This window comes from uncultured Winogradskyella sp., from assembly GCF_947496485.1.
Lineage (GTDB): Bacteria > Bacteroidota > Bacteroidia > Flavobacteriales > Flavobacteriaceae > Winogradskyella.
On record NZ_CANMCZ010000002.1, the window covers coordinates 241,581 to 265,035 of the forward strand.

A 23,455-nucleotide genomic window follows, 5' to 3' on the forward strand; every position below is an offset into this window, starting at 1 on the left:
TCGATTAAAGATTTTGAGTCAGTTTATTAACCACTTTATACTCTGATAAGAACTCTTTAAGAATGACTTTAATAGCCGTGTAAGAAGGTACAGCTACAATCATACCTACAATTCCGAATAGAATTCCGCCGATAATAATTACTAAGAATATTTCTAAAGGATGGGATTTTACACTTTTAGAGAAAATATATGGTTGACTAAAGAAATTATCAACTAATTGGGCAATAATAAAACCAATCATAACATAGGTTGTTTTAGGTAAGATAACTTCACTAAAACTTTCTCCTAAGTTACTAGACATACTTAGCAATAACATTAAAAAACCACTAACTAAAGGTCCTACGTAAGGTACAAGATTTAATAGGGCACATAAAAAGGCAATAACAACGGCATTATCTATTCCGAAGATAAGTAGAACTATGGTATAGATAATAAATAGAATTAAAATCTGAAAAATGAGTCCAACAAAATAGCGTGATAGTAAATCTTTTATTTTGGTAAAAGAACGCTTAGAGCGTGTTTCATTTCCTTGAGGGATAAATGTCATAATACCATCTTCAAAGAGTTTGCTGTCTTTTAAAAAGAAGAATGAAATGAATAGAACTGAAAATAAACCAATACTAAAACTACCCAAGCCACTAATAAAACTATTTAAGAAATTTGGAATTACAGCAAAATCTAGCTTAGAAAGCAAGTTAGAGTCTTTTATGGATTGCTCTACATCTATATTCTGGAATTCAAAATAAGTAACAATTTGATTATATAAATCTTCGACATTTGTCTGTAATTGTTCAATATTTAATAAGGCTAAATTATGACCTTGTTCTGCAACTAAAGGTATAAACATACCAACCAAACCAAGTAGCAAACCAATAAGCAAAATCATTGTTACCACTACAGCCACAGTGTTATTAAACTTTAGTTTACGTCTTAAAAATATTACTATTGGTCTTCCTACTAGAGAGATTACAGCCGCAACCGCAATGTAAACGATGACGGATTGAATTTTGTACAAAAAAAACAACACCAATGCTATGGCTAAAAGAATACCTAGCGCTCTTAAAATACCGTTTGCAATAATTTTTGAATTCATGGTCTAAATATAGTTAAAGATGTGGAAATACTTGTCTGCCGACAGGTAGGAATTCAGCATGACAAAATTAACGATTGAGTTGTTTGGTCAATTCATAAAGTGTAATACTTGTAGCTTGGACAACATTCATGCTGCTATTGTTGCCATACATATTAATATGAACCACATAATCCATTTGCTCTAAAATAGATTCTGATACACCAAAACTTTCATGCCCAAGAATTAGTGCAATAGGTTGTTTGGTATTTAAAACAAACTGACTCAACTCTTCACTATTTTCTGTAATTTCTAAAGCAATAAAAAAAAAGTTTTTAGATTTTAAGTCATTAATAATATCGCTGATACTCTCTTCAATTTTATAATTAACATATTTTTCGGTAGAACGCGATGTTTTTGTCATTCGTTTTCCTAAGGAAATATCTGTACCACAAAAAATGAGTTCTTCAACACCAAAAGCATCAGCAATCCGGAATAAACTTCCAATATTTGGAGCATTAGTTATGTTATCACAAACTAAAGTGATTGGATGTTTTTTCTTTTTGAAGTTGGAAGTGTAGTGAGTGAGTTGCAACAGGTTTTTGATTTAAGATTAACCGATTTGACGAATTCTAAAATCGTAATTAGCTTTAATTTTCAAAAGCATACTTAATAATATTTGCTCCCATCTTTAAAGCTTTTTCTCTAACATCTTCTGGGTCATTATGCACTTCTTGGTCTTCCCAACCATCTCCTAAATCACTTTCAAAAGTAAAAAGTAAAACTAGTCTACTTTCATGAAAAATGCCAAAGGCTTGTGGTGCTTTGCCATCGTGTTCATGAATTTTTGGCAAGCCGTTTGGAAAATCATATGCAGTATTAAAAATATCATGGTCTTTCGGAATTTCGATTAACTCGCTATTTGGAAATACTTTCTTTAATTCCTTAGTAACGTATGGTTCCATTCCATAGTTATCATCAATATGTAGAAAACCTCCTGAGATTAGATAATTTCTTAAGTTTTCGGCATCATCTTCGCTAAAGAAAACGTTGCCATGACCTGTCATATGCAACAAAGGAAATTGAAAAACATCTGTACTACTTACTTCTACGGTTTGAATACTTTCATTAATATTGGTATCAATGTTGTCATTACAATATTTCACCAAATTTGGTAATGCTGTTGGATTACTGTACCAATCTCCACCACCTTTATATTTTAATATCGCTAATTCTTGGGAAAATGAGATGAAATAGAAAAGAGAAAATAGAAAAGAGAAAAATAATTTCATGCTTTATTTTGCGTAAAAAATGTGTTTATATATAGCAGTTAAGGGTTTACTCGTTGACAAACGCTACCGAATGACAAGCTGCAATAGCCGCAGTTTCAGTTCTTAGTCGTGTATCACCCAAAGTTACTGGAATAAAATTATGTTGCAAAGCCATTTTAATTTCTTTAACGCTAAAGTCGCCTTCTGGTCCAATTAGAATAGTACAATTTTCATTGGCTTTCAATTGCAATTTTAAAGATTTTCTATCCATTTCTTCACAGTGCGCTATGAATTTTTGACCTGAAATATCTTGAGAAATAAAATCCTTAAACGCAATAGGTGTATTCAATTTAGGTAAATAACATTGTAAAGATTGCTTCATAGCAGACTGGATAATTTTTTCAAAGCGCTCTGTCTTTATTGTTTTACGTTCGCTATGGTCACAAATAACAGGAGTAATGGTTTCTATACCAATTTCAGTAGTTTTTTCTAAAAACCATTCGTAACGGTCGTTCATTTTTGTTGGCGCTACAGCTAAATGAAGATTGTAAGCTCTTTTTGGCTTTAAGGACTTTGAAGTAATGTCAACTGTGCAATGCTTTATGTGGGCTATAGTTAATTTAGCTTCAAATAACCAGCCTTTACCATTTGTAATGTGCAATACATCATCTACTTTTTTACGAAGTACTTTTACAATATGCCTACTTTCCTGTTTGTCGAAACTAAAACTTGTATCGCTTTCAGAAATATTTGGATTGTAAAATAATTGCATTGATCTATAGGTCTTCTGTAAATTTTAAAACGGTTATTTCTTCAATAGGTGTTTTATCTTTTGTTTTCACTACAATGTAATACTTTTTATTTTTTGAATCGTCTACTGTAAATACTTCATCAATAGCACGATTTTGGTTAAAAGCCTGCTCATCAAACGTATCAGATATATCACCAAGTTTTATCCAACCTGTATCACCACCTGTTTTTGCTGTAGGACCAGACGAATGTTGCTTTGCTAAATCTTCAAATTTATAACCTTCATTGTATTGTGATAAAACTTTATTACGAATAACTTTTGCAGATTGATTTGAAGTCATTTCACCATCTAGCACAATGATATTGAATTTACAATGATCTACCTTAGATTTATCTATGACTTTATAATAGGTTTTTTTGAAGTCATTTTTTATTACTTTTTTTCCTCCTTCAGAAAGTTTAAAAAGACTAGTTGCTATTTTTGTTTTATGTTTCTCCTTGTTGTAGATATATATTTTACCGTCTTCTGGTTTGTGTGTTTTTAAAAAAGTATCCGCATCTTTTTTTGTTGTTATAGAATCTAATTGTTTAGCGAGATTGTTTTGTGTAAATCCAAAAAGTGGAATAAAAAGTAAAAGCGTGAAAAGATATTTCATTCGTAGGGTTTGTTTAGGGCATGCTACAAATGAACTAAAATTTAGTAGAAATTAAAAATAAATTGAGCACTTATCGATGAAGTTAAGGCTTTCTTCAACGTAATTATCTCTTCAAGAGTGTTTTATGAGACTTAGGATTATATAGGTGATTAAAAATTATGGAGATATTATATCTTTAATCTAGCAGTAGCCATAACATTAAAATTAGCAAAATCTTTTTCTAAATATTTTAGATAACCAACTATGGCAATCATTGCTGCATTATCTGTGGTATATTCAAATTTTGGAATATAGCTCGTCCAGCCAAATTTTTGTTCAGCGTCTTTCAACGCTTTTCTAATTCCTGAATTGGCAGAAACTCCACCGCCAATAGCTATATGTTTTATGTTAGTTTGCTTAACGGCAAGTTTTAATTTATCCATTAAAATACCGATAATGGTATATTGAATTGAAGCACAAATATCATTAAGATTTTCTTCAATAAAATTTGGATTAGCTTTTACTTCACGCTGAACAAAATATAGTATAGCTGTCTTTAACCCGGAGAAACTAAAGTTTAAGCCATCAACTCTAGGTTTGGTAAATTGATACGCTTTAGGATTGCCAAGTTGTGCTCGTCTATCAATTTCTGGTCCAGCAGGATAACCTAAACCCAATACTTTTCCGCTTTTATCGTAAGCTTCACCGACGGCATCATCAATCGTTTCACCAAGAACTTCCATTTCAAAATGATTAGTCACTTTTACAATTTGAGTATGTCCACCAGAAATGGTCATTGCTAAAAATGGAAAAGGTGGCTTTTTATGATTTTCTTCATCAATAAAATGAGCCAAAATATGTGCTTGCATATGATTAACATCTATCAAAGGAATATGTAATCCATAAGCTAAAGATTTTGCAAAAGAAGTACCTACTAGCAATGAACCCATTAATCCTGGACCACGAGTAAAGGCAATAGCGCTTAATTGGTTTTTAGAAATACCAGCTTTTTCAATAGCTTGGTGCACAACAGGAACAATATTTTGCTGGTGTGCACGCGATGCTAATTCTGGTACTACACCACCATATTCTGCATGTATTTTTTGGTCTGCAACAACATTGCTTAAAATTTTCTCGTTACATAATACAGCAGCTGAAGTATCATCGCAAGAAGACTCAATACCAAGGATATAAATATTTTCTTTTTTCATAGTCGATATTAGGCACAATAATTGTTAATTTTACCAGATATAGTCTTAAACACTACTTAACACGTATTGTATAGACAAAAGTACATGATTTTTTTTGTTTGAAATTTTTAAAAATCAAGTGAAATATCATGGATTAAAGAAGAGGTTACCGATATAAAACAAAATTTTGTTTTTACAGAAAAGAGTAGCTAAATTTTCATCAATTTATAAGCGTAATTTTTATCAAAAGGGTACTCAAAATAATAAGTAAGATAATAGGCATATTTTTGTTGCTCTTTCTTATTGTTTTCTTAATTCTTGGTATTCCTGCCGTTCAGACTAAACTAGGTAAGTACGCTACCAAAAGATTAAATGATGATTTTAAAACCGATATTAATATCGGTAAGGTTGGTCTTCAACTAAACGGAGATATAGAATTTAAAGAAATTCTTATAAGAGATTATAAAAAAGACACTCTTATTAGCATTGGTGAACTCAATAGTTCTATTATAAGTTTCAAAAACCTCTATAATAGTAAACTGAATTTTGGTGATATTGATATTCAAAATTTAGTATTTAATCTAAAAACATATAAAGGAGCAGAAGACACAAATTTAGATGTGTTTGTAGATAAATTCGATGATGACAATCCAAGAGTAGGACCGAGTAAATTTCTGTTTTCATCTAGTGACGTATCCATAGAAAATGGAATTTTTAGGCTCATAGATGAAAATCGTGAGAATCCAAAGGTATTTGAGTTTACAGAGTTAAATGCTAATACAACAAACTTTTTGATTAACGGTCCGGACGTTAGCTCTCGTATAAATAAATTTAGTTTTAAAGATAGTAGAGGTATCGCTGTTAAAAATTTAATGGCAAATTTTGAATATACCTTAGATCACATGAATTTTGGTGATCTAAACATTAAAACCGAGCAATCAGAATTAAAAGGAGACTTACGATTTAACTATAAGCGCGAAGATTTAAAATACTTTACCGATAAGGTAGATGTCATTGCTAGTTTTAGAGATTCTGATGTGTCACTTACTGAGCTTAATGTATTTTTTGATGAGTTCGGAACTAATCAACGAGCCACTTTAAATGCAGACTTATCTGGCACACTCAACGATTTAAAAGCAGAAAACCTTAATGTTAGTACTTCTAGCAATACTAGAATTATTGGAGATATTACTTTTAAAAATTTATTTAGTAATGAGGATGACAGTTTTGCATTGGACGGAAGATTTCAAAATTTAGCATCAAATTATAAAGATTTAACGAACTTACTTCCTAGAATTCTAGGTAACTCAATACCAACTGTGCTTTCTAAGGTTGGAAATTTTAGGATTAAAGGAACTTCGCACATCACAGCAAAAAGCGTTGATGCTGATGTAGACATTGTAACAGATCTTGGGATAATAAATTCTGATTTAATATTAACTAATATAGATGATATAGATAACGCCAATTATATAGGAAATATAGTATTAGATGAGTTTAGTATTGGTGAGTTAATCAATGAGCCTTCTGCAAAAAGCGTCTCTTTAAATCTAGATGTTGATGGAAAAGGATTTACTATAGATAATTTAAGGACAGATGTAACAGGTGATATTTTTGTTTTAGACTACAATGGCTATGTATATGAAAACATTAATATTTCTGGAGATTTAGGAAACAAGATATTTAATGGAATTTTAAAAACGGATGATCCAAATTTAAATCTCAATTTTAATGGGCTAGTAGATTTTTCTCAAGAGATTAAAAAATTCGATTTTAAAGCCAATGTTGGCTATGCTAACTTAGGTGTTTTGAACTTTGTTACTAGAGATAGTATTTCAGAATTTAGAGGTTTAGTTAATATGACTGCTAACGGTTCTACTTATGACAATGCTAGTGGAACTATTAATATAAAAAATACATTTTATAATAATCAAGATGGCGAGTATAAATTTGAAGATTTTGATATCGTGTCTTCTTTTAAAAATACTGAACGGACCATAGCCATAAACTCCCCAGACATCATTAATGGTAAAATTACTGGACAGTTTAAAACTAAGGATATATTAAAGTTAGTAGAAAATTCTATAGGAAGTATTTATACTAATTACATACCAAATGAAGTAGAAGAGGGGCAATATATTAATTTCAGGTTTAATATATATTCTAAAATTGCTGCAGTATTTTTTAAAGATCTTACCCTTGGAAAAAATACGTTTATTGAAGGTAGAATAGAAACTGATGAAAGAGGATTTGAGCTTACATTTAATTCACCAGAGATTAAGTTTAATGAGTATTTTGCCAATAATATTAATGTTAGTATCGATAACAGTAACCCATTATTTAATACGTTCATAGAAATTGACAGTGTAAATGCAGGTATATATAAAGCGTCACAATTTAGTCTCATTAACGTAACGAAGAGAGATACTTTATTGATCAAATCTGAATTTAAAGGTGGTAAAAATAATAGAGACGATTATAATCTAAATATGTTTTACACCATTGATGAAGATAATATGTCTGTTGTTGGTTTTAGAAAATCGGATATAAAATTTAAGGGTTATGAATGGTTAGTAAATTCTCAAAAAGACACTTTAAATAAAATACGATTTGATAGAGATTTTAAAGCTTTTGATATCTCGCCAATTAAGATAAATCAAGGTAGTGAAGAGATATTACTCTCAGGAATTATAGAAAATTCCTTAAATAAAAACATTAAGTTAGATTTTAATGATGTACAGCTCGTTAAGATTACACCAAGTATTGATAGTTTGTCATTAAAAGGTGTGGTTACTGGAAAATTAGAATTGCTTCAAAATAATGGAGTTTATCTACCAAAATCAGATGTGGTAGTTAGTAACCTATTTGTTAATGATTATGATTTAGGTAATCTTACAGCTAAAGTAGAAGGAAATAACTCAATCACCAATTACAAGGTTGATGTATCTCTTATTAACGATAATTTAAAATCATTATTAGCGAATGGTACAATAGACGTTGCTAAAAGAAACCCAACAATAAATGTAGATGTCGCTTTTGAAGAGTTTTTACTAGACCCATTAAATCCTTTGGGAGAGGGTGTTATTAATAATATCAGAGGTTTGGTTTCGGGCAATGCTAAAGTAACAGGAAGTTTAAATAAGCCTAGTATTGATGGGGAGTTGTTACTTGACAGAGCAGGTTTGTCCATTCCATATCTCAATGTGGATTACGATTTTGATTTCGACTCTAGAGTAACATTAAGCAATCAAAGGTTCAACTTTGATAATGTAGCAATGACCGATTCTAAGTATTTTTCTAAAGGAAACTTAAATGGTTATATAGAACACAATAATTTTTCGGATTGGAAACTTGGTTTAGAATTATCAACAGATAGGCTTTTAGTATTAAATACCGAAGAATCTGAAGACGAATTATATTATGGTACAGGTTTTATATCTGGTAAGGCTGAAATTAAAGGGCCTACAGACCAACTAGTTATTGCTGTTAAAGATGGAAGAACCGAATCTGGTACAGAATTTTATATACCATTAAATGATTCTGAGAGTTTTGGAGATAACTCTTTTATTCATTTTTTAAGCCCAGAAGAAAAATTAGCAAGAATTAATGGGGAAATATCAGAGCAAATAGAAGTCAAAGGTTTGGTGCTAGATTTTGATCTAGATGTTAATCAAAATGCACTGATAGAAATTGTAATAGATAAAGAGGCTGGTAGCACTATTAAAGGTAGAGGAGAGGGTGGTTTAAGATTTTTGATTAATACTAATGGAACCTTTAACATGTGGGGAGATTTTACCGTTTTTGAGGGCGAATATAACTTTAAATATGGCGGCTTTGTAGAGAAAAAATTTGATGTAGAACCAGGTGGAACTATTGTTTGGGAAGGCGATCCCCTAACAGCAGAATTGAATTTAAATGCAGTCTATGCAGGTAAAGCTAATCCATCTGTTTTATTAGATAATCCTATCAGTCAAAGTATTGATGTTGAAGTTGAAATTAATTTATCAGGTCAACTAGAACAACCAGAGCCAGAATTCAATTTTAGATTTCCAGGTGTAAGTTCAACAGTAAAATCAGAATTGGATTATAGATTGTCGTCTAAAGATGAAAGAGACAATCAAGCTTTAATTTTCTTAGCAACAGGTGGCTTCTCTAGTGGTTTAAGCGGTGTTAATTTTACAGGAACTATTTCGGAAAGATTAAGTGGAATAGTTAATAATATTTTAGGTACAAACAATGGTAATTTAGATGTTGGAATTGTTGTAGATTTAGGTACAGATACTCCAGAATTACAGACTAATTCGTCAGTAGGTTTTACGCTTGAAACAAAAATAAATGATAAAATTCTGGTAAATGGTAAGGTTGGTGTACCATTTGGCACTTCGCAACAAACTACAATAACAGGAGATGTACAAGTTGATTGGTTACTAAACGAAGACGGTTCATTACGTGCAAAAGTATTCAATAGAGAAAATACTATTAGAAACTTCGGTGAAGAAATAGGATATACACAAGGTATTGGTTTATCATATAATGTAGAGTTCGATACTTTTAAAGAATTACTGCAAATTATTTTTTCTGGCAAAAACAGAAAGGATAGAAAAGCAAAAAAGGAGGCAGAAAAGCAACAGAAGGATGAAGACAATATGATGCCTAGTTATATGTCAATGAAGAAAGAAAAGACAAAATCTAAGTCGTAGCAATTCAATTTATTAAAATACTTATTAACGAAAACGTTTGAATTACTTTTTCGCTCACTATTTTATGACAATAGTCACTTAATTGTATCTATTGTTTATTAATTTTACTAAAAATATTATTTTAATAATGCTACATACAATAAATAAAATAGGTGTTATGACTTCTGGTGGTGATTCTCCAGGAATGAATGCAGCTGTCAGATCTGTAGTAAGAGCATGTGCATTTCATAATTTGGAATGTTACGGTATTTACAGAGGATACGAAGGAATGATCGACGGTGATTTTGTTAAAATGGATGCTCGTAGCGTAAAGGGCATTATTAATAAAGGCGGTACTATATTAAAATCTGCTAGATCTAAAGAATTTAGAACCAAAGAGGGTAGAGCAAAAGCATACGAGCAACTAAAAAAGGCAGAAATAGATGCTTTTGTAGTTATTGGTGGTGATGGTAGTTTTACAGGCGCTATGATTTTTAACCAAGAATACGATTTTCCGGTAATGGGCATTCCTGGAACTATTGATAACGATATTTTTGGAACCACTCATACCTTAGGTTACGATACAGCATTAAATACAGTTGTAGAAGTTATAGATAAGATTAGAGACACAGCAAGTTCTCATAATCGTTTGTTTTTTATAGAAGTTATGGGGCGTGATGTTGGTCATATTGCACTAAATGTGGGTATTGGGGCTGGTGCAGAAGAAATTTTAATACCTGAGGAAGATTTAGGTTTAGACCGATTATTAGATTCTTTAAGACGAAGTAAAAAAACAGGTAAATCTTCTAGTATCGTCATTGTTGCCGAAGGTGATAAGATTGGTAAAAATGTCTTTGAGCTTAAAGATTATGTCGATGTAAATATGTCAGAGTATGAAGTACGTGTATCTGTTTTAGGACATATGCAAAGAGGTGGTTCACCTTCTTGTTTTGATAGGGTTTTGGCCAGTAGAATGGGAGTTAAAGCAGTAGAAAGTTTAATTACAGGAAAAAGTAATTTTATGGTTGGTTTAAAGAATGATATCATTGATTTAACACCATTTGACCAAGCAGTAAAGGGAAAATCAAAAATAAATATGGAACTTCTTAGAGTTTCAGATATAATGTCAATTTAATAACAAATAAAAAATTAATTAATAGTAGATATGTCAAATTTAAAATTAGGAATCAACGGATTCGGTAGAATAGGAAGAATAGTATTTAGAGCAACAGTAAAGCGCAGTGATGTGGATGTTGTCGCAATTAATGATTTGTTAGATGTTGATCATCTTGCATATCTTTTAAAATATGATTCTGTTCACGGAAGATTTGATGGTACAGTAGAGGTAAAAGATGGGCATTTAGTTGTTGACGGAAAAACAATTAGAATTACTGCAGAAAAAGATCCTAAAAACTTAAAGTGGGATGAGGCAGGCGCTGATGTTGTTGCAGAATGTACTGGTATTTTTACAACTTTAGAAACGGCACAATATCACATTGATGGTGGAGCTAAAAAAGTAGTAATTTCTGCACCTAGTAAAGATGCACCAATGTTTGTAATGGGTGTTAATGATAATGAATTAACCTCCAACCATACCATTGTATCTAATGCATCTTGTACAACAAATTGTTTAGCACCTTTAGCTAAAGTGATTGAAGATAATTTTGGAATTGAAGAAGCTTTAATGACAACAATTCACGCTTCTACTTCAACACAATTTACGGTGGATGCTCCATCACGTAAAAACTATAGATTAGGTCGTAGTGCCATTGTAAATATTATTCCATCTACAACTGGTGCAGCAAAAGCTGTAGGTAAAGTAATTCCAGAATTAGACGGAAAATTAACTGGTATGGCATTTAGAGTGCCTACTGCAGATGTCTCAGTAGTAGATTTAACTGTAAAAACAAAGTCGAGTACTTCTCTAGAAGATATTAAAGCCGCAATGAAAGCTGCAGCAGATGGTTCTATGAAGGGTGTTTTAGGCTATACAGAAGATGCTGTGGTATCTCAAGATTTTGTAAGTGAAGAAAGAACTAGTGTCTTTGATGCAGATGCTTCTATCGAACTTAATTCTACTTTCTTTAAGTTAGTCTCTTGGTACGATAATGAATTTGGTTATTCAAATAAAATGGTTGACTTAGCACAAAAAGTCAATAGCTTATAGTAACTAGTATTAATTCTAAAATTCCGTAGGATTATGAATTAGTCATACCTACGGAATTTTTAATTTTGGTCATTATGATTTTAATTACAGATGGCGGTTCTACAAAATGCGATTGGATTGCAATCGATAAAAACGGTAAACAAACTGCTGATAAAATAAGAACCAAAGGTTTAAATCCTGCTATTTTGAGCGAAAAAAAGCTTAACAAAATAATAAGGAAAAGTGATGAACTTATAGCAATGAGTAATGATGTAACTCATGTGTTTTTTTATGGTGCTGGTTGTGGTACGGAAAAACCAAGAGCTACACTAAAAGAAATATTGGAGATTATATTTCCCAAAGCAAACGTTGATGTTCAAGAAGACACTATGGCGGCTGTAAGAGCAACAATAAATTCTAATGATGAAGCTGCAGTAGTCTGTATATTAGGTACAGGTTCTAATTGTAGTTATTTTGATGGTAAACAATTACATCAACGTGTACTAAGCCTTGGTTATACATTAATGGATGAGGCAAGTGGAAATTATTATGGTAAAGAACTAATACGCGATTATTATTTCGATATAATGCCACACACATTAAAGTTAGCGTTTGACCATAAATATAATGTAGATGCAGATTTCATAAAATATAACCTCTATAAGCAACCAAACCCAAATGCTTATTTGGCAAATTTTGCTGAGTTTATGTTTTTAAATAAAGACTCAGATTATATTAAAGATTTAATTAAGAAAGGATTACGAAAGTTTACTGAACATATGATTCTTCAATTTAAAGAGGAATTGCAAACAGGTATTCCGGTCCACTTTGCAGGATCAATAGCATATTTTTCGCAAGATGAAATAAAGGAAGTTGCAAAAGAATATGGATTCAAAGTAGGAAATTTTGTGAGGCGTCCTATTGAAGGTTTGATGGATTACCATATAAAAAATTTAAAACAATAAAAAGAAGTTAATAAGTCTGTGTTTATTTCCTGTTAATAAATCTCATTTAGGCTCTTGTAAAACTTATTAATTGGTTATATCTTTGCACTAGAAATTAAAATGAAACACCATTATGTTCGAATTTGATCAGTATTTAGGATTTTTAGCATTTTTAACCATATTAACTATTGGGTTTTGGTTAATGATATTCCTTTTAACTTTCGTAATCCCTTACTGGGTATTCGGATCTGCTATTGAGCGTTTCAAAGAAGTTAGAGAAGAAAAGAAGGCTAAGCGTGAAGGTTTAACACACTAAGTTTCAAACTATATACAATATTAAAGAGCGCAATAAGCGCTCTTTTTTTATAGCTTATTATTAGGTACTTTAGTAACACTAATTAATACCATTATGAAACAGATTATTATTCTTTTATTAATTGCCAATTTTCAACTACAAGCACAGCGAATACTTTCAGAACGTCAACGTGCTGAAGTAGTTGATAGTATTTTAGAGGACAGGTTCAATAATCTACTACCAAAACTAATGGATGATACAGGTTTCGATATGTGGATTCTAATTTCTAGAGAATACAATGAGGATCCGGTTTTAAAAACTATGCTGCCAGCAACTTGGTTAAATGCAAGACGTAGAACAATTCTTGTATTTTACAGAAATAAAGAAAAAAATACGATTGAAAAACTAGCGGTAGCTAGATATAATTTTGGTAAAAATATTGTATCTGCTTGGAATAAGGAAAAGGAGCCCAATCAGTGGAAGCGTTTGATACAGATTATAGAAGAAAGAAATCCGGATTCTATTGGACTTAATTATTCTGATTTCTTCAATATTTGTGATGGTTTAGTAAAAACTGACTACGAAGCATTTATGTCTTATTTGCCAAAACAGTATGAGTCTAAAGTGAAATCAGCCGAGCAATTAGCAATTGGCTGGATTGAAACAAGAACAGATACAGAAATGGTGATTTACAATCAATTGGTTGATATTACTCACGATATCATCGCTGAAGCTTTTTCAGAGAATGTAATCACAGCTGGTATTACAACTACAACAGATGTAGAGTGGTGGATGAGAGACAAAGTAACAGCTTTGGGACTAGAAACTTGGTTCCATCCAACGGTTGATGTACAAAGAACCGCAGAAGAATTGGGGAATCATTTATATGCTTTTTCAAATAGACCTGAGGATATGGTTATCCTTCCAGGCGATTTGTTGCATTGCGATTTTGGAATCACATATTTAAGATTAAATACAGATTGTCAGGAGCTCGCTTATGTTCTTAAGCCAAACGAGACTAAACCTCCAAAATATTTAGTTGATGCACTTAAAGATGGAAATCGTGTTCAAGATATTTTCACCAATAATTTTGAAACAGGGAAAACTGGTAATCAAGTTTTAAAACAATCTTTAGAGCAAGGTAAATCTGAAACTTTAAGACCAGCAATTTATACACATCCATTAGGTACTTATGGGCATTCTTCTGGAACAACATTGGGTATGTGGGATTCACAAGGTGGAGTGCCAGTAACAGGTGACTATCCATTACACGAAAATACTGTTTATGCTATAGAACTTAATACAACGGTTACCATTCCAGCATGGAAAAGAGATATTAGAATAATGTTAGAAGAAGCAGGTTTTTGGGGAAAGGATGGATTTAGATATGTTAATGGAAGACAGACTAAATTATTAACTATTCCTAGAGTTAAAGAGCATCAAGGCAATTAATTTATGTTACTTTTTGAATGTCTGTAAAACAGAAATGAAGCTATCAAACCAGCTAGAGTAAATAAACTCATTACACCAAATGCATGTTGCAGACCTATAGCACCTTCATTGGCATCTAAAAAATAACCCATTAATAATCCAGCGAAAATATCTGGTGTATAACCAACTATAGAGATAAAACCAACCGCAGTTCCTGTGACAGCTAATGGTATTTTGGCTTCTTCAAGTGTAGCAAAATAGAGGACTCTAGCTGAATAAACACCTAAAGCCATAGAGCCTATAGATAGAATAAATAAAAGTGTAGTAGTATCATCAGTAATTCCTAAGTAAAAAATGAGACTTGTTATAGTCATTAGCAAGAAGCCTATCACAATCCAAAGAGAAGCCTTTGTTCTATCAGCCAATAAACCAATTGTAACACCTATTACTGGTCGCATGTACAATAGGTAAGTACCAACTTTTGCAGCTTCAATTTTGTTATAACCCATCACTTCTTCTGCATATTTGCTGAAGAGATCAGTCATTTTATAACCATAATAGGCGCACAGAATAATAATCATGAGTAGCCAAACGGCTTTAAATTTCATGACGATTTTAAAATTGTCAATGGTCAATAATTTTGCTTTATTCTCAGAACCTAATTTTTCAGATTCATTAAATCTCAAAAAGAAAAAAACGATAAAGCCGATAATCATAACTGCAATTGAGGTGTAGTATATGACTTCTTTAAATGCTATACGTCGTTCTTCAATCGAAGTTAGCTCTATGTTTTTGTTAATAAATAGTGAGAAAATAAGAACACCTGCAGATCCGAAAAGTGCTGCTACTAAACCACGACCACCATCTAAAAAGCCAAAGGCAATACCTTGTTTATTTTTACCTCCCCAAATTCTGGTGGCTTTTATCATGGCTGCCCAAAACAAGAATATAGTTGTAAAACCCCAAAATCCATAAAGGATATATAAGTTAGAAAGGGAAGGGTATGTAGCTAAATAGAAACCGCCAAATGCTGTTAGAATTAGAGCAACAGACATTAATATATTTGGTTTAAACTTGTCTGCCAGCGGTCCTCCAAAAAGGTAGGATATTAATGCAACTGTTCCGTAAGCCGCAAAACAACTTCCTATTTGCGTATCAGTAATGGAAAAAGATTCTAGAAATGTTGTTCTAAAAATACGTTGTAAAACAAAGGGTAAGATAAAAACAGCCTCTGCTGCTAATATCAATAATATTATAACATATAAAGGCTGTTTTTTAGTTGTTTGTTGTTGCATATTATACCTGCAACACGCCTAAATTAAATGGTTTTTCAATAGGAGCGTGGTTAGCTGCTTCAATACCCATGCTTATCCATGTTCTGGTATCTAATGGATCAATAACGCCATCTGTCCAAATACGGGATGCTGCATAATATGGTGATACTTGGTTGTCGTATCTATTTTTTATTTTACTAAATAGTTCTTCTTCTTTTTCTTTAGTAATGGTTTCGCCTCTTTTCTTTAATGAAGCGGTCTCTATTTGTAATAACACTTTTGCAGCTGAATTTCCACTCATTACAGCTAGTTCTGCACTAGGCCAAGCAACAATTAATCTTGGGTCATAAGCTTTACCACACATGGCATAATTTCCGGCGCCATAACTATTTCCTAATATAATTGTGAATTTTGGTACTACAGAATTGCTAACAGCATTTACCATTTTTGCTCCATCTTTTATAATACCAGAATGCTCAGATTTGCTTCCAACCATAAAACCAGTGACATCTTGTAAGAAGACTAGAGGTATTTTTTTCTGATTACAGTTCGCAATAAATCGAGTTGCTTTATCAGCTGAATCATTATAAATCACACCACCAAACTGCATTTCTGCAGATTTAGTTTTTGAGCCTTTTGTTTTTACTAACTGACGTTGATTTGCAACAATCCCAACAGCCCAACCGTCAATACGTGCGTAAGCTGTAATTATGGTTTTGCCATAACCTTCTTTATATTCATCAAATTCAGAGTTATCTACCAAACGCTTAATAATCTCTTTCATGTCGTATTGGTCAGCTCTACTTTTTGGCAGAATACCATAGATATCTTCAGGGTTTTCTTTGGGTTTAGAAGCCTTGGCTCTGTTATAGCCTGCTTTATCGTAATCACCAATCTTATCAACAATGTTTTTTATTTTGTCCAAAGCATCCTTGTCATCCTTTGCTTTATAATCTGTTACACCAGAGATTTCGCAATGTGTTGTAGCTCCACCAAGAGTTTCATTGTCAATAGTTTCACCAATAGCTGCTTTTACTAGGTAGCTTCCAGCTAAAAAAATACTTCCTGTTTTATCTACTATTAGAGCTTCATCACTCATAATTGGTAAATAAGCGCCACCAGCAACGCAACTGCCCATAACTGCGGCAATTTGGGTAATTCCCATACTGCTCATCACAGCATTGTTGCGAAATATGCGTCCAAAATGTTCTTTATCAGGAAAGATTTCATCCTGCATAGGTAGAAAAACACCAGCACTATCGACTAAATATATTATTGGTAATCTATTTTCTATGGCAATTTCCTGAGCTCTTAAATTCTTTTTTCCAGTTATTGGGAACCAGGCCCCAGCCTTTACAGTAGCATCGTTGGCAACAACAATACATTGCTTTCCTTTAATATGCCCAATCTTTACAACAACTCCACCAGATGGACAGCCACCATACTGCTCATACATACCTTCACCAGCAAAAGCACCAATTTCTATAGACTTAGCTTTGGCATCTAACAGATAATCAATACGCTCACGAGCTGTCATTTTTCCTTTGCTATGGTGTTTGTCAATACTTTTTTGACCACCACCAAGTTTTACTTTAGTTAGCCTTTTTTTAAGGTCTGAGAGTAGAAGTTTATTATGATCTTCGTTTTTGTTGAATTTGATATCCATTAATTAATACAGAATTGTTTTGCACGAATTTACAAAACATTGTATTAAGTGTTCAAGCTAATTTCTAAATGAACTGTTAAAAATGTATTACATGGAAATATATTCCTTGGAAAATAAATATTTTTTTAATAAATTTGTTTAATATTTAAAAACAAAATGTACTCAATATGAAGCGAGACAGAATAATATATTATATAGCAACTGGTTTATTGACATTACTAATGATATTTTCAGTAAGTCAATATTTCTTTAACCACGAAACAATTAAAGAAGCCTTTACAAGTTTTGGATATCCTACATATTTAATTTATCCATATGGAATTATTAAACTTATTGGAATACTAGTTTTATGGTTGCCAGGATTGAGAAGTCTAAAGGAGTGGGCTTACTCTGGTTTTTTCTTTGCCTTTATTCTAGCGTTTTTCGCACATTATATGATTAGTGATGGTGAACAAATGGGTGCTCTTGTGGCTATAATATTATTATTGGTGTCATATATATTCTACAGAAGAATTAATAAATAGATAATTGACTTAATAACTTAAACTAATGAAAAAGATTATAACATTTGCAGGAAGTATTAGCAGTACATCAATTAACAAACAATTGGCAACATATGCATCGCAATTGTTAGATAATGTCAATACAACTATCTTAGATCTAAATGATTTTGAAATGCCAATCTACAGTCCTGAAAGAGAGAATGAATTGGGTTTTCCAAAGGAGGCAGTAGAATTTGTAAATCATCTCAAAAACTCAGATGGTATTATAATTTCTTTAGCAGAATATAATGGTGCATACTCAGGAGCTTTCAAAAATATATTTGATTGGGCATCTCGTGTAGAAGGAAAAACATTTTTAGGTAAACCAATGTTGTTAATGGCTTCGTCGCCAGGTGGAAGAGGGGGAGCTTCAGTTTTAGAGATGGCTTCTGATCGTTTTCCAAGACATGATGCAAATATTGTTGGTAAATTTTCTTTACCATCATTCTACGATAATTTTTCAGATGGAGAAATTACTAATGATAAGTTAAATAAAGAATTACTAGAAGAGGTAAAACAGTTTCAAGAAAGTTTGTAATTATGAAGATACAGCAAATTGATAATGAAAAGAAAGGAGAATTCTTTTATGAATTAGATGAAAAGAAACTTGGCTTAATGAGCTATAGTCATGCTGGGTCTGACAAAATAATAATTGATCATACCGAAGTTGATATGTCCCTTAAAGGTCAAGGTTTAGGCTATAAGTTAGTGGAAGCTGCAGTTAACTATGCGAGGGAGAACAATATAAAAATTATGCCATTGTGCCCTTTTGCAAATGCAGTTTTTAAAAAGCGAAGTGAATACAATGACGTAAGATTTTAATATGGGTGATTTAGCAAAAGATATCAATTCAACATTTCCAAACAATAGAGTAAAAGCATTGCTCAATGTTATTTATACGGCTAATTGGATTACGAGTTGTCAGAACGAATTTTTTAAAGATTATGGCATTTCACCACAGCAGTATAACATATTAAGAATTTTACGTGGGGCAGGCGAACCATTGAAAGTACAAACTATTAAAGATAGAATGTTAGAGCGCTCGCCAAATGCTACGCGTTTAATGGATAAGCTTTGTGCTAAAAACTATATTGAGCGTATACCATCAGCGCATGACAGACGCGTTGTTAAAATCGTTATCACAGAATCTGGAAAAGATTTACTAGAATCTATTCCAAATAACCTAAATAAAGATTTATTAAAGAATCTAGATGAAAGAGAAGCTGAGCAGTTAAGTAATCTGCTTGACAAAATGCGTTGACAAATTTTAAGTTTTTTATACTGAACTAGTTTTACTATCTCATATGTAATTCAACGCATTTTTTTAATTAAATAGTTTCCATGGAAACTAAAAACACAATAAAAATGAAACTAAACACAATAAAAAGTGTAGGACGAAGCGATTTCGTTAATATGGGGCCAATTAGGTTGCGTCAACCATTACCTACACAACAAATAGAAATCGTAGATCCATTTATTCTATTACATCATTACGGACCGTATAAAATTAATGAAAAAAATAATCCTTTTGATTTAGGTCCACATCCACATAGAGGTTTTGAACCAGTGACTTTTCTTGTCCAAGGCGAACAACTACATCGCGATTCTTTGGGTAATGAAAGTATTGTAAAGGCTGGAGATGTGCAATGGACAACAGCTGGGCGAGGTATTATTCATGCTGAAGGACCGACAAAAGAGCTCGTTAAAAAAGGTGGTGTTATTGAAGGGATTCAGCTATGGTTAAATCTTCCGGCTGAAAAGAAAATGATGCAGGCCAATTATCAGCATGCCAAACATGAAGATTTTAGAGTTGTTACGTCTGACGATGGTAAAGTTGAAACTAGAGTGATAGCTGGTGAATTCAATGAGACTTATGGAAGAATTACTACTCAAACTGCAGTAAATACCTTAATTATTGATGCAAAAGTAGAAGGAACTCAAACGATTAAGTATTCTAATTCACAGCAAGGAATGCTTTATTTATTGAAAGGTAAGGTTAAAGTAAATGGAAACACAGGCTTGGAGTTAGATAAAAATCAAATCATTCAATTTCATCAAGATGGTGAAGGCTTTTCAATAGAAGCTGAAGCGAATAGTTTGTTACTGTTTTTATCTGGAGAGCCATTTAATGAACCTGTGGCGACTTATGGGCCTTATGTAATGAATAATCAAACAGAAATTATGGAAGCTATGCGAGATTACCAAATGGGTAAAATGGGATTTCTTCCTGCGAATTAAATTTCTTTGTCATTCCTGAAAAGGCAGGAATCTAATTTTTAAAAAAATAAAGCTATGAAAACAATAATTCATAAATCAAATACAAGAGGCTATGCAGATCATGGCTGGTTAAAATCATACCATACGTTTAGTTTTGCTAGTTACCAAGATCCGGAGCGAATGAATTTTGGTATGTTGAGAGTATTAAATGATGACCTTGTACAGCCGAAAATGGGATTTGGCACACACCCTCACCAGAATATGGAAATTATTTCAATTCCCTTAAAAGGCGCTTTATCCCATAAGGATAGTATGGGGAATAAACGTGCCATTGAAGTTGATGAAGTCCAAGTAATGAGTGCTGGTACAGGTTTAACACATTCTGAATTTAATGATAGCATGACTAATGAGGTTAATTTTCTACAACTATGGATTATACCTGAAGAAAAGAGTGTAAAACCTAATTATGAACAACGTAAGTTTTCTGTTGAGGGTAGAAAAAATCAACTTCAAGCTGTTGTCGCACCAAAACATAAATTACAAGGTGATGCTTTACCCATAAGTCAACAAGCATATATATACAGAACAAATTTAGATTTAGATAAGTTATTGGATATAGATTTAAAATCTGACAACAATGGACTTTACATTTTTGTTGTTGAAGGAAATGTAGATGTTGATGGTAATACACTTTCTATAAGAGACGCTATTGGTGTTTATGAAACAGAAAAGGTTCAAATAAAATCTAATGATAATTCAGAATTGGTTATTGTTGAAGTTCCTATGAGCTAAAACTATAATTGGTTAATAGCGGAAAAGCATCCTAATTTAGGATGCTTTTTTTGGTTTATTTCACGATATTTGTAATTCAACTAACTATCAAAAAAATAAGATTAAGATTATGGCGATGAATAAAAATACAGTGCTGGCATGGGCTACCACAATTATGATTATTGTTGGATTGGCATTAATTGCATTAGGTGCCTTTAGGTATGATGATGTAGCTGGTTGGGGATTTGCTGCTGTAGGTGGTGGCTTTTTCTGTATAGCTTGGGTGTTTAACGCATTAAAAGGACGTGTTTAATTATGAGCGACGATAAACAAATTATATTTTCAATGTCTGGTGTTACTAAGACATTCCAATCAGCTAATACACCAGTTTTAAAGAATATTTATTTAAGTTTCTTTTATGGAGCTAAAATTGGAATCTTGGGTCTTAACGGTTCTGGTAAGTCAACTTTATTAAAGATTATTGCAGGTGTTGATAAGAATTATCAAGGTGATGTGGTTTTTAAGCCAGGTTATACTGTAGGTTATTTAGAGCAAGAACCACAATTAGATGACAACAAAACAGTAATGGAAGTTGTACGAGAAGGTGCTGCTGAAACGGTTGCAATTCTCGATGAGTATAACAGTATTAATGATCAGTTTGGGTTGGAGGAAGTCTACAGCAATCCAGATAAGATGGAAAAGCTAATGAATCGCCAAGCTGAGCTGCAAGATCAAATTGACGCAGCAAATGCATGGGAACTAGATACTAAACTAGAAATAGCTATGGATGCATTGCGCACACCAGATAGCGAAAAAAAGATTGGTGTTCTATCTGGTGGAGAGCGACGTCGTGTCGCATTATGCCGTTTATTATTACAAGAGCCTGATGTATTATTATTAGATGAGCCAACTAACCACTTAGATGCAGAATCTGTGCACTGGTTAGAGCATCACTTAGCACAATATAAGGGAACGGTTATTGCTGTAACACACGATAGATATTTCCTAGATAATGTTGCTGGTTGGATTTTAGAACTTGATAGAGGTGAAGGTATACCGTGGAAAGGCAATTATTCGTCTTGGTTAGATCAGAAATCTAAACGTATGGCTCAAGAAAGCAAAGTAGCATCTAAGCGTCAAAAGACTTTAGAACGAGAGCTTGACTGGGTACGACAAGGAGCAAAAGGTCGTCAAACAAAGCAAAAAGCTCGTTTGAAGAACTACGATAAATTAATGAGTCAAGATCAAAAGCAACTCGATGAAAAATTAGAGATTTATATACCAAACGGTCCACGTTTAGGAACTAATGTTATTGAAGCTATTGGAGTTGCTAAAGGGTATGATGACAAGCTTTTGTATGACGATTTAAATTTTAACCTTCCTCAAGCTGGTATTGTAGGTGTTATTGGTCCTAATGGGGCTGGTAAAACCACAATTTTTAGGATGATAATGGGTGAAGAAACTCCAGACAAAGGCGAGTTTAAAGTGGGAGAAACTGCAAAAATTGCTTATGTAGATCAAAAGCACTCTAATATTGATTCCGAAAAATCTATTTGGCAAAACTTTAGTGATGAGCAAGAGTTAATTATGATGGGAGGACGACAGGTAAATTCTAGAGCCTATTTAAGTCGTTTCAACTTTTCGGGAAGTGAACAAAATAAAAAAGTAAAATTGCTTTCTGGTGGTGAACGTAACCGCTTGCACTTAGCTATGACACTTAAAGAAGAGGGTAATGTATTACTTTTAGATGAGCCTACTAATGATTTAGATGTTAATACATTACGAGCTTTAGAAGAAGGTTTAGAAAACTTTGCAGGTTGTGCTGTGGTGATTAGTCATGATAGATGGTTTTTGGATAGAATATGTACGCATATCTTGGCATTTGAAGGGGATTCTCAAGTGTATTTCTTTGAAGGTGGGTTTAGTGAATATGAAGAAAATAAGAAGAAACGTCTTGGAGGTGATTTAATGCCAAAACGTATTAAATATAGAAAATTAGTGAGATAGGAGTTCAAACTTTATTAATAAAAAAAAGCCAGCAACTGCTGGCTTTTTCAATTTATGTAGTTTATTATTTTCCTTCTAACTGTTTAATTTTTGCTTTTAACTTGGAAACTTTAAACAAATTTATACATACTAAAATAGTCATAGTAATTACAGCTATAGACAATATACTTATAATTTTTTCAGACGAATCTGTTTTTAAGACGTCATTTAAGATTAATAGTTGGATTTGCATAAAATAGTAAGTAATTAATTATCACCATAAAGGTGTCCACTGCCAAAATCTTTATTAGATTCTTCATAATCCTTAAAAGCATTGGTTTCCATTAGTTTTTTGTTCTCAGCCTTAAGCTTATACATCTTAACGATGGCAATAAGAATAAAAACTAAAAAAATAGATGCAACGGCTATTAAAATCATAGTAAGTTGAGTGGTTGTCACTATTATAGCCTTTGAGAGTAGGGTTTTAAGCATATTATTTAAGTTTAGACTTGGGTTCTAAGTTGCTAATATAGAAAAAAACTTAAAGTTAAATACTTAATTTTAAATTATTTACAAAATACATATGAAC

General features: G+C 32.4%; 23 protein-coding genes. 14 read left to right on the forward strand and 9 right to left on the reverse strand.

The window, feature by feature from the left end:
* Positions 1-4: 4 nt before the first annotated feature.
* From Q0822_RS08910 to tsaD, 6 genes are all read right to left on the reverse strand, one after another.
* On the reverse strand, positions 5-1,093 hold the full coding sequence (locus tag Q0822_RS08910) for an AI-2E family transporter (protein WP_299122672.1): 1,089 nt from the start codon (positions 1,091-1,093) through the stop codon (positions 5-7).
* A 67-nt stretch (positions 1,094-1,160) separates the two neighbouring features.
* Positions 1,161-1,664, reverse strand: coding sequence for a TrmH family RNA methyltransferase (locus Q0822_RS08915; protein WP_299122674.1), 504 nt, complete (start codon positions 1,662-1,664; stop codon positions 1,161-1,163).
* 55 nt (positions 1,665-1,719) lie between these two features.
* Positions 1,720-2,361 (reverse strand): DUF4159 domain-containing protein, encoded by a 642-nt coding sequence (locus Q0822_RS08920; protein ID WP_299122676.1) that lies wholly within the window; start codon positions 2,359-2,361, stop codon positions 1,720-1,722.
* Between the two features lie 46 nt (positions 2,362-2,407).
* On the reverse strand, positions 2,408-3,112 hold the full coding sequence (locus Q0822_RS08925; RefSeq protein WP_299122679.1) for a 16S rRNA (uracil(1498)-N(3))-methyltransferase: 705 nt from the start codon (positions 3,110-3,112) through the stop codon (positions 2,408-2,410).
* 4 nt (positions 3,113-3,116) lie between these two features.
* Positions 3,117-3,746 carry a peptidylprolyl isomerase gene (locus Q0822_RS08930; protein WP_299122680.1) on the reverse strand — a complete coding sequence of 210 codons (630 nt, stop codon included), beginning with the start codon at positions 3,744-3,746 and terminating at the stop codon, positions 3,117-3,119.
* 167 nt (positions 3,747-3,913) lie between these two features.
* Positions 3,914-4,936 (reverse strand): tRNA (adenosine(37)-N6)-threonylcarbamoyltransferase complex transferase subunit TsaD, encoded by a 1,023-nt coding sequence (gene tsaD / locus Q0822_RS08935; RefSeq protein WP_299122682.1) that lies wholly within the window; start codon positions 4,934-4,936, stop codon positions 3,914-3,916.
* A 269-nt stretch (positions 4,937-5,205) separates the two neighbouring features.
* Here tsaD and Q0822_RS08940 point away from each other — a divergent pair, with 269 nt between their 5' ends.
* The 6 genes from Q0822_RS08940 (at position 5,206) to Q0822_RS08965 (ending at position 14,431) form a co-directional block, all read left to right on the forward strand.
* Entirely contained in the window at positions 5,206-9,615 is a 4,410-nt protein-coding gene (locus tag Q0822_RS08940) for a translocation/assembly module TamB domain-containing protein (RefSeq protein ID WP_299122684.1), read from the forward strand.
* Between the two features lie 127 nt (positions 9,616-9,742).
* Positions 9,743-10,729 carry a 6-phosphofructokinase gene (gene pfkA, locus Q0822_RS08945; RefSeq protein WP_299122686.1) on the forward strand — a complete coding sequence of 329 codons (987 nt, stop codon included), beginning with the start codon at positions 9,743-9,745 and terminating at the stop codon, positions 10,727-10,729.
* A 30-nt stretch (positions 10,730-10,759) separates the two neighbouring features.
* Positions 10,760-11,761, forward strand: a complete 1,002-nt coding sequence (gene gap, locus Q0822_RS08950; protein ID WP_299122688.1) for a type I glyceraldehyde-3-phosphate dehydrogenase — start codon at positions 10,760-10,762, stop codon at positions 11,759-11,761.
* 74 nt (positions 11,762-11,835) lie between these two features.
* The gene (locus Q0822_RS08955) at positions 11,836-12,705 is read left to right on the forward strand and encodes an N-acetylglucosamine kinase (protein WP_299122689.1); all 870 of its coding nucleotides are present in this window, start codon (positions 11,836-11,838) and stop codon (positions 12,703-12,705) included.
* A 112-nt stretch (positions 12,706-12,817) separates the two neighbouring features.
* Complete coding sequence (locus Q0822_RS08960; RefSeq protein ID WP_299122690.1) at positions 12,818-13,000, forward strand: hypothetical protein; 183 nt, start codon at positions 12,818-12,820, stop codon at positions 12,998-13,000.
* Between the two features lie 93 nt (positions 13,001-13,093).
* Entirely contained in the window at positions 13,094-14,431 is a 1,338-nt protein-coding gene (locus tag Q0822_RS08965; protein WP_299122691.1) for a M24 family metallopeptidase, read from the forward strand.
* Here Q0822_RS08965 and Q0822_RS08970 read toward each other — a convergent pair.
* Positions 14,428-15,705, reverse strand: coding sequence for an MFS transporter (locus Q0822_RS08970; RefSeq protein WP_299122693.1), 1,278 nt, complete (start codon positions 15,703-15,705; stop codon positions 14,428-14,430). The two genes, Q0822_RS08965 and Q0822_RS08970, sit on opposite strands and share 4 nt — an antisense overlap.
* Before the next feature lies 1 nt (position 15,706).
* Positions 15,707-17,350, reverse strand: coding sequence for a carboxyl transferase domain-containing protein (locus tag Q0822_RS08975; RefSeq protein ID WP_299122695.1), 1,644 nt, complete (start codon positions 17,348-17,350; stop codon positions 15,707-15,709).
* Positions 17,351-17,517: 167 nt separating this feature from the next.
* Here Q0822_RS08975 and Q0822_RS08980 point away from each other — a divergent pair, with 167 nt between their 5' ends.
* The 8 genes from Q0822_RS08980 to ettA all read left to right on the forward strand — a co-directional run bounded on the left by Q0822_RS08980 (position 17,518) and on the right by ettA (position 22,887).
* Entirely contained in the window at positions 17,518-17,874 is a 357-nt protein-coding gene (locus tag Q0822_RS08980) for a DoxX family protein (protein ID WP_299122698.1), read from the forward strand.
* 25 nt (positions 17,875-17,899) lie between these two features.
* Positions 17,900-18,430, forward strand: coding sequence for an NAD(P)H-dependent oxidoreductase (locus Q0822_RS08985; protein ID WP_299122710.1), 531 nt, complete (start codon positions 17,900-17,902; stop codon positions 18,428-18,430).
* Positions 18,431-18,432: 2 nt separating this feature from the next.
* Positions 18,433-18,714, forward strand: a complete 282-nt coding sequence (locus tag Q0822_RS08990; RefSeq protein WP_299122712.1) for a GNAT family N-acetyltransferase — start codon at positions 18,433-18,435, stop codon at positions 18,712-18,714.
* A gap of 1 nt (position 18,715) precedes the next feature.
* Positions 18,716-19,153, forward strand: coding sequence for a MarR family transcriptional regulator (locus tag Q0822_RS08995; protein WP_299122714.1), 438 nt, complete (start codon positions 18,716-18,718; stop codon positions 19,151-19,153).
* 104 nt (positions 19,154-19,257) lie between these two features.
* On the forward strand, positions 19,258-20,130 hold the full coding sequence (locus tag Q0822_RS09000; RefSeq protein WP_299122715.1) for a pirin family protein: 873 nt from the start codon (positions 19,258-19,260) through the stop codon (positions 20,128-20,130).
* A gap of 54 nt (positions 20,131-20,184) precedes the next feature.
* A complete protein-coding gene (locus tag Q0822_RS09005; RefSeq protein WP_299122717.1) occupies positions 20,185-20,901 on the forward strand; it encodes a pirin-like bicupin family protein in 717 nt (238 codons plus the stop codon).
* A gap of 109 nt (positions 20,902-21,010) precedes the next feature.
* Positions 21,011-21,193, forward strand: coding sequence for a CAL67264 family membrane protein (locus Q0822_RS09010; protein ID WP_299122720.1), 183 nt, complete (start codon positions 21,011-21,013; stop codon positions 21,191-21,193).
* Positions 21,194-21,195: 2 nt separating this feature from the next.
* Positions 21,196-22,887 (forward strand): energy-dependent translational throttle protein EttA, encoded by a 1,692-nt coding sequence (ettA, locus tag Q0822_RS09015; protein WP_299122722.1) that lies wholly within the window; start codon positions 21,196-21,198, stop codon positions 22,885-22,887.
* A gap of 246 nt (positions 22,888-23,133) precedes the next feature.
* Here ettA and Q0822_RS09020 read toward each other — a convergent pair whose 3' ends face one another.
* Positions 23,134-23,358, reverse strand: coding sequence for a hypothetical protein (locus tag Q0822_RS09020; protein WP_299122724.1), 225 nt, complete (start codon positions 23,356-23,358; stop codon positions 23,134-23,136).
* Positions 23,359-23,455 lie beyond the last annotated feature (97 nt).